Annotated in this window: 10 protein-coding genes; 5 read left to right on the forward strand and 5 right to left on the reverse strand. The window is 33.7% G+C overall.

The features are described 5' to 3' along the window. Positions 1-276 precede the first annotated feature (276 nt). The 4 genes from HMPREF1639_RS02325 to HMPREF1639_RS02340 all read left to right on the forward strand — a co-directional run bounded on the left by HMPREF1639_RS02325 (position 277) and on the right by HMPREF1639_RS02340 (position 5872). Positions 277-1611: a sensor histidine kinase gene (locus tag HMPREF1639_RS02325; protein WP_036762864.1), complete on the forward strand. Its 1335-nt coding sequence runs from the start codon at positions 277-279 to the stop codon at positions 1609-1611. Positions 1612-1692: 81 nt separating this feature from the next. Beyond that, the gene (locus HMPREF1639_RS02330; RefSeq protein ID WP_036762866.1) at positions 1693-2400 is read left to right on the forward strand and encodes a LytR/AlgR family response regulator transcription factor; all 708 of its coding nucleotides are present in this window, start codon (positions 1693-1695) and stop codon (positions 2398-2400) included. A 248-nt stretch (positions 2401-2648) separates the two neighbouring features. Beyond that, positions 2649-5180 (forward strand): ABC transporter permease, encoded by a 2532-nt coding sequence (locus HMPREF1639_RS02335; protein WP_036762867.1) that lies wholly within the window; start codon positions 2649-2651, stop codon positions 5178-5180. Positions 5181-5194: 14 nt separating this feature from the next. Beyond that, the gene (locus tag HMPREF1639_RS02340) at positions 5195-5872 is read left to right on the forward strand and encodes an ABC transporter ATP-binding protein (protein ID WP_036762869.1); all 678 of its coding nucleotides are present in this window, start codon (positions 5195-5197) and stop codon (positions 5870-5872) included. A 737-nt stretch (positions 5873-6609) separates the two neighbouring features. Here HMPREF1639_RS02340 and HMPREF1639_RS02345 read toward each other — a convergent pair. Both HMPREF1639_RS02345 and HMPREF1639_RS02350 read right to left on the reverse strand, forming a co-directional pair. Continuing rightward, entirely contained in the window at positions 6610-8805 is a 2196-nt protein-coding gene (locus HMPREF1639_RS02345; RefSeq protein WP_036762871.1) for a heavy metal translocating P-type ATPase, read from the reverse strand. 42 nt (positions 8806-8847) lie between these two features. Then, positions 8848-9231, reverse strand: a complete 384-nt coding sequence (locus HMPREF1639_RS02350) for an ArsR/SmtB family transcription factor (RefSeq protein ID WP_036762873.1) — start codon at positions 9229-9231, stop codon at positions 8848-8850. Between the two features lie 185 nt (positions 9232-9416). Between HMPREF1639_RS02350 and HMPREF1639_RS09205 the strand changes: the two genes are divergently transcribed. Beyond that, positions 9417-9650 (forward strand): NifB/NifX family molybdenum-iron cluster-binding protein, encoded by a 234-nt coding sequence (locus HMPREF1639_RS09205; protein ID WP_036762876.1) that lies wholly within the window; start codon positions 9417-9419, stop codon positions 9648-9650. A gap of 81 nt (positions 9651-9731) precedes the next feature. On the opposite strand, the gene HMPREF1639_RS02360 is transcribed toward HMPREF1639_RS09205, so the two are convergent. From HMPREF1639_RS02360 to HMPREF1639_RS02370, 3 genes are read right to left on the reverse strand one after another with little or no spacing between them, the layout of a single operon-like run. After that, a complete protein-coding gene (locus HMPREF1639_RS02360; protein WP_036762879.1) occupies positions 9732-10589 on the reverse strand; it encodes a hypothetical protein in 858 nt (285 codons plus the stop codon). Next, positions 10583-11311: an ABC transporter ATP-binding protein gene (locus tag HMPREF1639_RS02365; protein ID WP_036762881.1), complete on the reverse strand. Its 729-nt coding sequence runs from the start codon at positions 11309-11311 to the stop codon at positions 10583-10585. The genes HMPREF1639_RS02360 and HMPREF1639_RS02365 overlap by 7 nt, the downstream gene beginning before the upstream one ends. A 3-nt stretch (positions 11312-11314) precedes the next feature. Beyond that, the gene (locus HMPREF1639_RS02370) at positions 11315-11686 is read right to left on the reverse strand and encodes a GntR family transcriptional regulator (RefSeq protein WP_036762883.1); all 372 of its coding nucleotides are present in this window, start codon (positions 11684-11686) and stop codon (positions 11315-11317) included. Between the last annotated feature and the right edge of the window lie 146 nt (positions 11687-11832).

Consider the following 11832-nt stretch of genomic DNA (forward strand, 5'->3'; position numbering starts at 1 on the left):
TATTAAAAAGTATTTTTACAGTCTGACTTCCATTTTTAGTTATGTCATAATTTTCTTTGATGTGTGTTCCTATTTTTTTGCAAAAATTTAGCCTTGGGGGAGAACTTTTTCTCTCACCAACGCTAAATATTATACAACCGATATTTAAGGGTGCCAATCTTGGCACCCTTTTTTGAGAGCTATCATTTTATGGGCAAGTGGTATAAAAATATCACAACTGGTGTGTACAGATGGGATATTCTTGATATAATATCCTTATAGTGGGAGGTAGTATGTATGATGGCAGAATTATGCGGATTATTTGGCTTGATAAATAATATGTATGTAGTGCTAGACATTACAATCAAAACTATGTTTTTTATGTATGCCTTAAATATCAAACCATTAAACAAAAAGAGATGGGTTATTGACATGTCGGTTGCAATTGTTTTTGTTGTAATAAACAATATAATCAATATCTACATGCCTAATGTTAATATAATTCATGGAGTGCAAATAGATGTCAATATTATAATCATGGTTTTAGTATACTTATATATATTAAATAGGGACACGGATATAATCTATAAGTTATTTATTGGAATGTATTTTTTTTATGTTCAAGGGTCAATATTTGCCTGCTTATCGAACTTTATAGTTAGTTTTCTTGCAGAAAAAAGAATGATGTATGTTATGGGGCTTATTAATCTGCTGATATCACTATTCCTATTTTCTATTATAGTAATTATAGATGACAAGCTTTATAAGAAATTGTACTATTTGACCAAAAAAGAAAAACATATTATGTGTGCAATAGTATTAGTTTTTATGATTGTTCTTATAATTGTAGATTACAAGCCTTTTGATTATGACAAGAATAATTTTGGGATAATAGAGGCAAGTGTTAGAATACATAAAAAAGATGACCTTTTATCTGCTGCTATATCAGTGCTTACCTTATGTAATTTTTATTTTTATATAAAGTTATCAGAGCATAATAAAAATAGTTTAAATGGTGCTATCGTTGACAGGATAAAGATTTATAATGATAAATATCTTGAGAAGATATTGGAAGCTGATGAGAGAATATCTAAGATTAGGCATGATATAAATAATCATATGAATATTATGGAGTCAATGTCTGATACATCGATAGCAAAAAAATATATATCATCTATAAGGGATGATATAATTAATTTACCAATATACATTCAAACAGGAAATATATTAGTTGATATAATTTTAAATGATAAAATAGCCTATATGAATGAAAATTCTATAGACTACGATATAAAGATGATTGTACCAAAATCAATAACAGTGGAGGATAGGGACCTGTCTTCTATACTTTTCAATAGTATAGATAATGCTATTGAAGCATCACTTGCCCTAGATGAAAGAGAGCGAAAAATTGTTATTAAGTGTCACTTGAAAGGGGATTTTATCCAATATACCATAAGCAACAGATATGATGAGAAGTCAAAGTCTAAATCAATAAGCGATAAGGGTGGTATATCAAGAGGTTATGGTCTAAAAATTATTGAAGAAATTGTGAGTAAGTATGATGGGGGAATGAAGGTGATTACTGGCGAAGAAATATTTACTCTAAAAATATTTTTTAGATGTATGTAAAAGACTCTATATATGATAATCAAGCTTTTTAGATGAAGAGACGATGTTCAAGCTAGAAGGTGTATGAGAGAGGGGATCTTTATGAGGATTGCAATTTGTGATGATGATGTAGGATTTTTGAAAAAAATAGATTCAAGAGTAACAAGGATTTTTAGGGAAGCTGAGATAGAAGTAGATATTTATAGTTATAGTCAAGCAAATTTAGTCTTGGAAAATCTGTATAAGGGTTCATTTGACCTATATTTTTTGGATATAGATATAGGAAGAGATGATGGGATAGAGTTGGCGAATGAAATAGCTAAAATTGATGCTTCTGCTATCTTTATATTTGTAACTTCTCATAACAATAGAGTTTATGAAGTGTTTTCTTTGAATACTTTTGGTTTTGTTAGAAAATCAGATTTGGATAAAGATTTAGATGAAGTTATGAAACGCTTAATTAATAAATTTGGTCGTATTATTTACAAGTATCAAATTGTAAAGTCGGATAGGACTAGGATGTACATATATATAGATGAACTGGAATATATAGAAAGGTTTGGAGGCAGGATAGTTCTAGGGCATATAAATTCTGAAATGATTGAAACTTCATATAGGATAACCAGTGATTTACCTTTTGATTTGGCTAACTTTGTTGAATGTCATAAGGGGGTATATATAAATTTGAGATATGCAAAAAAGATAGGAGATGATAATATAGTGACCTATTCGGGAAAGGACCTGCCTATGTCAAGAAGAAAGAAAAAACTCGTAAAGGAAGCCTTTAGAAATTTCATGTTAGACGATTAACTGCTTAAGCAGGTGATGAATATATTCTTTACAATTTTATATTTTTATATGGAACAGTATCTTATAGAGAAATTTTATTCTAGATACTGTTTTTTTGTTAATAAGTGGTAGCCAATGGTTATAAGCGGTAGTTAATGATAAGTGTGAGTATGATACAATTTAATTATAGAGGACATCTTATTAGACATAGCATTGTGGTTTGTATATTGGTTGATTCTAACCAAATAGAAAATACTGAGGAGGTATATATGATTAATTTGATTTGGAAATACATTATAAAAAATTACAGGAAAAATTTAGCCTTAATCACAGTTTTGGCCATATCTATATGTGTTGTTTTTGCAAATGCTACTGCAAAAAAAAGTCAACTAGAGTATATTAAGGATGTATTGGCTAAAAATAGACCTAAGGCAGAGGTTATATATAATAATCTAAATCTTGAACAGATTAGTAAAATTAGCAAGAATAAGGATGTTGATTCATATACTAAGGTAAGGACTTATGGTGTAGTTACTTATTCAAATAGGTTAACAGAAGATTTAATAGAATTTGACCAAAAATACTTTGAGCAATATAATTTGACTTTAGTAGAGGGACGATTGCCCATAAGCAAGAATGAAGTGATAGTATTTGAGGATTTTTTTAAGCAAATGAATCTGAAAATGGGTCAAAAAATAAATATAGAAGGATATAATAAATTTAAGAATAGAGAAAATAAGGTAGATATAGAAAACTACAAGTTAGATGTCAAGGTTGTTGGATACTATACTTGTCCAGAGGTTATGAAAACATTTTTTATAGATAGCTCTATAATGTTAGCTAGAGGTGAATATGATGTAGTAAAAAATATATCATATAAGGGTACCATAGACTTTAAGGAAGGCTTAAAGCCCTATATTGCATCTATGAAATTAAGCTCAGATTTAAATGTCAATTCAGATCACATCTATATAGACAACACGCATGCTAGGATCAAGGAAGAAGAAGCGCGATTATTCTCTGATAATGATTCTATGGATTGGGCTTTTATGGTTTTGGGAGCTTTTATGACGATGAATATAATATCATTAATGGCTAGTCAAATATCAAGAGATCAGGGGCTTCTCAGGGTTATAGCCATGTCAAAAAGAAGAATCTTATTATTTGAGTTCATGAAAAATGTATTTTTACTTTTTGTATCGGTTGTACTGGGATTGATAATGGGTTTGCCATTGTCTAGGATATTTACCAGGTTTTTTAGCTATTCTAGTATTGATATTAGTATGGCACATGCCACCATATCATATGACTGGGTGTGTATGAAGAACGTAGTGATATTACTAGCTTTGGTTATGATGTTATCAGTGGCAATACCATCTATTAAGCTACTTTCAAAGACGCCAATAGAGCAGTATAAAGGTCTTAAGAATAATGTCTGGGGTAGGTTTACTAACAATCTGATAAATAATATTTTTAGTGATATAACTAATAGATTATTGGTGACTTCTATTTTGAAGCAAAAAGTATTCCTAGTAGTATCATCCGTGATTATAGTGTTTGCAGGTCACACTTATGTACATAATTATAGTTTTCCCACATATTGGAAAACCTATATGAGTCCACTGGAACGGTCATTTAGGGATTATGATATTAGGTTATCTCAAGATAGGTTTGTAGATAATTTTAGAACAGGCTATACCAGTGATGATGTAAAAAAGATATCAAGCATAGGAGGGGTGAAAGATGTTTTTGCTAGGTCGAATTCAGAGGCCTATATGTATGTGAAACCTAATCAACTATCAGACCAATATAAGGCTCAAAGATTATTGGATGATAATTTTGATAAGGGTGAGATAAGGTTTGATCTTTTAGGTATGCCTAAGAAGTTGATTCAGGATTTTATCGATAAGGATAATGTTCTAGAAAGGGGGCACCTACCAAGTGACAAGGTAGAAAATGGTATAGTAGAAGCATTAGTTTATAATACGTTTTACTTGAAGATGGATGAAAGAGGAAATTTTAAGGTAATAAAAAATCTATCAATAGGAGATATTATCAACCTTAGGATTGAAAGTTATAATAAAAAAACAGGAAAAATTAGTTATAAGAATCAAAAGTTTAAGGTTGTTGGATTGCTTGACGATATTTGGGGGAGTTTTTATGATACAGAAGCCTTTGTTCCAGATATACTGGTAGATTCTAAGGCGTATGCTAAGATTACCGGTTCTGAATACATGTCTAGGGTTGAAATTCGGACAAGAGATAAGTCTGATATAAAGAGGGTGTTCAAGGGTGTAAAGAATTTTTTGGGATATAAACAATTTTTCAAAGCTGAAACTCTTGAAGGGATAATAGATGATTTAGAATGGTATCATAGGATTGCTAAAAAGAGAGATTTTGTAACCACATTAATACTATTTGCTCTGGCAATTACTAATATAATTGTTGGAATTATATTGAGTTTTTATATGAGGAAAAATGAATACGGAAGTTTATTATCATTGGGTATGAGACGTAGAACTTTAAAGAGTATTTGTATGAAAAACACCGTTTTAGTAGTTATACCAGGTATAATAGGTATTTATCTTTGGAGTTTGCGTGACGCTATATTTGAATTTGAGAGTGTTAAGATGTGTGCTATGCAACAGGGTATACCTTTTAATGAATACTTGTATATTCCTTGGGGTAATTTGTTAGCATTTACCCTGGTCTGCATAATGTGTATGTTGGTTGCAGGTTTTATATTGGCCAAAAAAATTGACAAGATTAATATTATGGATATGATAAATAGTATTGAGTAGACAAGGGGGAAAATATGAAATCATTAGAAGTTAGAAATTTGAAAAAATATTATGGCAAGGGCAATAGCATGGTAAAGGCAGTAGATGGAGTTGATTTGAGTATAGATATAGGGAAGTTTACTGTTGTTGTAGGTACTTCTGGAAGTGGAAAATCCACGCTACTCCATTGTATTGCAGGTTTAGACAAACCGACCTCTGGTGATGTTTTGCTAAATGGAAAGAATATATATAACTTGAACGATGAAAAATTGTCATCTATAAGGAGGAAAGAATTTGGATTTATCTTCCAAAGCTTTAATTTGATACCAGTTTTAAATGTATATGATAATATTGTATTACCAGTTCATCTAGACGGAAAAAAAGAGGATAAAAAGTATATTGAGAGTTTAATAGAGGGTATGGGATTGAAAGAACATATAAAAAAATTCCCCAATGAATTGTCAGGTGGTCAGCAACAGAGGGTGGCAATAGCCAGAGCATTATCAAACAGGTCAGAGTTTATTTTTGCAGATGAGCCTACTGGTAACCTCGATAGCAAGACGACAGAGGAAGTTATGAATTTATTGGTTGCTGCTGTACGACAGTTTGGTCACACATTAGTTATGATTACACATGATGAATCTATAGCCAATATGGCTGATAGGATAGTGACCATTAAAGATGGTAAAATTGTGAAGGATAATATAGGATAAGAATATAAGAAATTTTAGGGTGTCAATATTGGCACCCTTTTTTAAAAAGTTTAGCAATAAAGTAACCAAAAGAGTCTATGTAAAAATGTCCGTTTTTATCTGCGTCAAATGACGCTCCTAAACTTGCACCTCTGCCACCCATATTATCACCTCTCTTATTCGCAAAAAAAAGACACCTATCTCTAAGTGTCTTTTAATCAAAATGAAATAAGTGTCTGGATTTTAACCAGCGCCTTGGCCTGCAACCACGTACTCACATTATACTATCACTTATCTCACCAGGCGCCCGGATTCGAACCGGAGCCTTGGCCATCACCCTGTACTGCCCCTATACTACTACCTGTTTTTGTTAATATAATTATACCAGATTTTATTAACCTTTTCTACCATCTTTCCTTCTTTTAAACTTAACTTAGAGGCCCCTTTTTTACCATCATTTTCGTTATGCTTGTATCCATGATGGGTATGCGATTTCATCCCCTTATGTTCTTTGTCTAGATCTATAACCTTAGTTCGTTTATTGCTAGTATCAAAATAAAAAAGGACAAGTTACAATCATTTAAAACATTGAAATTGCAATATCTACAACACATATCTAAAATTAATGTTAAATCATAGTAGTATACCATATAATTTTTGACATATCTAGCTATAAAGAAAAATAAATATATAAAGTATACAAGTATTCCCCATGAATTTTTACAAGCACTTTAAGAGAGGATATTTATTTAATTTTCTTATTTTGGTTTATAGGCTAATACTCTTAGTGAGTTTAGCACTGCCAGCACTGCTACACCTACGTCAGCAAAAATCGCCATCCACATATTTGCTATACCAAGTGTACTCAGTACCATAACTAGTACTTTTACCCCTATAGCTAAAACTATATTCTGCCAGACTATTTTCTTGGTCATACTTGATATCCTAATAGCTGTAGCTATCTTTGATATCTCATCTGTCATTATAACTACATCAGAGGCCTCAATAGCTGCATCTGAACCTATGCCACCCATAGAAAAACCTACATCAGCCCTGGCTATTACAGGGGCATCATTTATACCATCGCCTATAAAGGCTAGCTTGGAATCTTTATCCATACCCTTCATCAGGTCTTCTACAATTTCTACCTTTTGATTTGGTAGTAGGTTAGCATGATAGCTCGTCATACCAAGATCTACAGACAGTTCTCTAGCCACATCATCACTATCACCTGTCAACATAACCAATTTTTCTATGCCAATCTTTTTCAAATCTGCTAGTGTATTCTTTATTCCCGGTCTCAACCTGTCTGCTATCTCCACACAACCCTTATATTCATAATCTACAGCTATATATACCTTTGTAGAAGAATTTTTGATTTCCTGATAAGATATATTTTCTTCTTCCATAAGCCTTGAATTACCTGCTAAAATTTCTTGACCCTTATAGACCAACTTAATACCTTGGGCAGGAATTTCCCTATACAAACCCATTAGATTTTTGTCTACATCCATAGTAGTTCCAGCATCCTGACACCAGGCAAGTATAGACTTAGCTATTGGATGGTTGGAAGAAGACTCTGCTAGGTAGGCATAGGTCATCAGGTCTTTTTCATCTATTCCATCAGCCACATTTATATTCGCCACATTGAATACACCCTGAGTCAAGGTGCCTGTCTTGTCAAATACTAGGGTCTTTACCGACATCAAGGCATCTAGGTAGTTACTACCCTTTACCAAGATACCATTTGTGGATGCTAGCCCTATACCTGAGAAAAATGTCAACGGTATAGACAATACTAAGGCACATGGACAAGATACTACCAAGAAAATCAAACCCCTATATATCCATGTACTTAAGCCCTGACCCCCTACTAGCGGTGGCAAAAACATAATTGCTAAGGCTAGACCCACAACTATAGGAGTATAATACCTGGCAAATACGCTTATAAAGTTTTCTGTCTTGGATTTGTTGGCACTGGCATTTTCCACCATATCTAGAATCCTAACAACTGTAGAATCTTGGTACAACTTTGTCACCTCGACCTCTATAAGGGCCTCCTTATTGATGACACCAGACAAGACCTCGTCGCCCTCTCTCGCAGACCTAAGAACAGATTCACCCGTAATAGCTGACGTATCCAGTCTACTTGCACCCTTGATTATTCTACCATCTAGGGGGATTCTCTCGCCTACTCTGACCAGTATCCTATCGCCTATTCTTACCTTTTGAGGATCAATCTCCACTATATTATCTCCATCAATCAAGTTGGCTACCTCTGGTGCTATATCCATTAGGCTCTCGATATTCTTTCTAGACCTACCTACAGCCAAATCCTCCAAGGCCTCACCTATTCCATAAAATAACATAACACCCACAGCCTCTGGATACTCTCCTATAGCAGCTGCACCTATAGTCGCCACAGTCATCAGAAAGTTTTCATCTAGAGCATTACCCTTTAAAAGATTTCTGACTGCCGATAGCAGGACATCCTTGCCCGACATTACATAGGCTAACCCCAGTAGACCTAGGTATAGCGGGTATGGCAGGCCAAACCTAGCTGCTATCATGGTCACAACATAAAGGATAATAGCAAATATCAATAATTTATTTGAGTGTTCTTCTTGTTCTGCATGCTCTACCTTCCTCATATTGTCTATTGCAACTTGGCTTTCATGCCCATCTAATCTTGACCTAAAATCCCCAACTGTCAAAATATCTCCATCTATCTTCAAACTAATATCTAGACCCGGCTCAGTGTCGTCTATTATATCGATCAATCGATCCACCACCTGACCCAATTTATAAGCTTCATTTATATCTACGGCTAGTTTCTTATTTACAAAATTTAGATTGGCTCTATCAACCTCTTCTCTGGCCTTTATCTTTTCCTCTATAACACCTGCACAATGGGCACAATTTAAGCCACCCATCATAATTTCTACCCTACTCATAATTCACACCTTCCATTTTAAAACATTATCTCCTCTAAATTCCTAATAATATATCTCCTTGATATGGTCTAGGCCAAAACTGAATATTTTATCTATGTGATAATCATCAAGCGAATAAAAGACCGTCTTGCCTTCCTTCCTAAACTTGACCAACCTGGCCTTTTTCAAGACCCTTAATTGGTGGGAAATAGCCGACTGGGTCATCTCCAATAATGTGGCAATATCACAAACGCACATCTCTCTTTCCAAAAGAGCGTATATTATTTTGATCCTAGTGACATCACCAAATATCTTAAATAATTCCGCCAAATCATATACCATTTCTTCTGTAGGCCTGTCCTTTTTGACTTCATCTATCCTATCCTCGTGTATGCAATAGGCCTGACATACTTCTATATTGTCGTCTATCAATTTTCTTTCAGCCATATTTTCCTCCTATTCTACAAGTGCTATCAATTAGCAAAGACTCCGTAATTAGCAGCCCTTACTGTGTACATTTTAAATTTGAAGCAACTATTTATTTGATTTTTTTAAACAAATATATGAATACTTGTTCATATATTCCTTTGATTTAATTATATGCCATTTAGCTGTACCTGTAAATAGTTTTTTTGATTTTTTTCGAATTTAAGTGTAAAATCGAAGTAGGGTTAATTATAATCGTAATCATCACATCAGGAATGGGTCAGGGTGCAATCGATGGACTAGCAGCCAAGGGGGTCAAGTCATTCTCTGGTATTGTAGGAGATCCTCAGCTGGCAGTTGAAAACTACCTAGCAGGTAAACTAGAAGATGCCGGTGCCAACTGTGCTGGCCACGGTGACCATTCATCATGTCACCACTAAGATAGTATAAACAAAGGACTAGTCAGTAACAATTGCTTGAACAAGCTACTAACTAGTCCTTTTTTATTTTATTTAAAATCTCTAATCTAAGTTTAACCTTTTATTCAATATATAATACGTAATCAGGTATAAAATAATTAGTTCAAGCAAGGCCGCCAATAATAAGACAAACAAGGCCCATGAAAAATATTGTCCACTGATAACTACCATATCTCCTAGTTTTTGCAAGTCCTTTGACATATCTATATTTTCAAAGACATGAGAGTATTTCGCATTATAGGATTCAAAAATGCTAGTAATCTTTTTCAAACCAAATTTAGATATCAGATAGTTTGAAAATATTGTAAATCCAACGAAAAACCCTATAGCAGATATATTTTTGTGCTTTTTGAACATTGGCATCTGCCCAAATGATAAGGCTGCATAAATAACCATTGTAGATGATACAATAGAAACTAATAAATGTAGGATGCATAGAAATATAACCATATACGTACTTGGCTTACTAAAAATGACACTAGCAATTTCAAATGTTTGTTCATTTATTTGCACTGCATTAACGCTACCAATAAAGAATATATATCCACCTATAACAAGACCTACAATTATAAATGATATCAGGTTAAATATCAACATAGCTATGGCCTTTGACCAGATTATATTGTGGGTAGATGTTGGTACTGTAAACATCAGATAACCCTCATCGCCCAATAGAGAACTATTAAACCTTGTAATTGTGAATATTAAAAGTAATATATTAAGTGCTATTATGGCCAATATACATAAAATAAATGAACTAAATCCCAATTTTGAAAGTATATCACTAGATGCCTTTACAGTACCATATGATGTAATGGCTCCAACTATAATAATTGCATACAAGACTAAAAAGTACTTGTATATAGATTTTATCTCATATTTTATCAATTTTCCTAACATCTAAATTCCTCCCTAAAAATGGCATCTATAGACTTGCCATACTTCTCTCTCAGGCTCTCTGTTTCCTCATGCATCATGACCATGCCGTCATTTACAAATATAATCTCATCACATATAGTCTCTATATCGCTCACCAAGTGGGTAACTATCAGTAGACTGCTCTCCTCTGGCAAGTTAGTCAAGATAGTCTTCATAATATATGACCTAGCAGCTGGATCGACACCTGCTATAGGCTCATCTAGTATGTATAGGTCCGCCTGCCTAGACATAACCAAGACTAGCTGAATCTTTTCTTTTGTACCCTTTGATAGGTTCTTTAGCTTGTCCTTTAGATCTATATTCATATCAAAAAACATCTGCTCAGCCCTCTCCCTATCGAAGTCCTCAAATAAGTCTTCAAAGAAGTCCAAAATATCCTTGACCCTCATCCAATTATTTAGGTAGGTCCTCTCTGGCAGATATGATATCATGCTCTTGGTATCCTTGCCTATCTTCTTGCCGCCTACTCTAATTACACCATCAGTCACTGGTATCAGACCATTTATCAGCTTTACAAGTGTAGTCTTACCACAGCCATTTGGTCCTAAAAAGCCAACAATCTTACCCTTTTCTATAGTAAAGGACATATTTTTAAGAACTCTCTTCTTACCATATGACTTTCTCACCTGGTCAACATATAGAATTACGTCGTCCTTTATTAGCTCTTCCTTATTAATAGCCATATCCTATTCCTCCTCCTCGAATAAAATTTTTCTATAAGCTTCTACTATCTCTTCCTTGTCAAATCCCAATGTATATAAAGCTTCTATTGATTCCTTTATCAAAACCTGACTCATCTTGTATCTCTCCTCTTTAATCAACTCCATATTATCTATCACAAACCTCCCTCTAGTCCTCTGTGAAAATACCAAACCTTGATTTTCTAATTCCTGTAAAGCCCTCTGTATGGTATTGGGATTTATTTCATACTCGCCCGCCAAGGCTCTCACAGATTCTAACTGCTGGCCTGGCTGATATATACCAGATATAATCTGCTTCTTGATGATATCTATCACCTGCAGATACAGGGGTATATTGTTGTCAAAAACATACGCCATATCTAAACTCCTTTCAACCTGTATCATTGTATTAATTCTTTAATACAATGATACAGTAGACTTATACTATCTGTCAAGCACTTTTTCAAAATTATTTTCTCCATTACAATGGTCACAAGAGTCAGGTATATATGTCAATTTGCCCT

The sequence above is a fragment of the Peptostreptococcus sp. MV1 genome (assembly GCF_000758885.1).
Taxonomy (GTDB): Bacteria; Bacillota; Clostridia; order Peptostreptococcales; family Peptostreptococcaceae; genus Peptostreptococcus.

What these genes read in the sequence shown, in the direction of transcription:
- HMPREF1639_RS02325 (WP_036762864.1), top strand. Translation starts at nt 277, where the DNA reads ATGATGGCAGAATTATGCGGATTATTTGGCTTGATAAATAATATGTAT.
- HMPREF1639_RS02330 (WP_036762866.1), top strand. Translation starts at nt 1,693, where the DNA reads ATGAGGATTGCAATTTGTGATGATGATGTAGGATTTTTGAAAAAAATA.
- HMPREF1639_RS02370 (WP_036762883.1), bottom strand. Translation starts at nt 11,686, where the DNA reads ATGGCGTATGTTTTTGACAACAATATACCCCTGTATCTGCAGGTGATA.
- HMPREF1639_RS02335 (WP_036762867.1), top strand. Translation starts at nt 2,649, where the DNA reads ATGATTAATTTGATTTGGAAATACATTATAAAAAATTACAGGAAAAAT.
- HMPREF1639_RS02350 (WP_036762873.1), bottom strand. Translation starts at nt 9,231, where the DNA reads ATGGCTGAAAGAAAATTGATAGACGACAATATAGAAGTATGTCAGGCC.
- HMPREF1639_RS02365 (WP_036762881.1), bottom strand. Translation starts at nt 11,311, where the DNA reads ATGGCTATTAATAAGGAAGAGCTAATAAAGGACGACGTAATTCTATAT.
- HMPREF1639_RS02360 (WP_036762879.1), bottom strand. Translation starts at nt 10,589, where the DNA reads ATGTTAGGAAAATTGATAAAATATGAGATAAAATCTATATACAAGTAC.
- HMPREF1639_RS02345 (WP_036762871.1), bottom strand. Translation starts at nt 8,805, where the DNA reads ATGAGTAGGGTAGAAATTATGATGGGTGGCTTAAATTGTGCCCATTGT.
- HMPREF1639_RS02340 (WP_036762869.1), top strand. Translation starts at nt 5,195, where the DNA reads ATGAAATCATTAGAAGTTAGAAATTTGAAAAAATATTATGGCAAGGGC.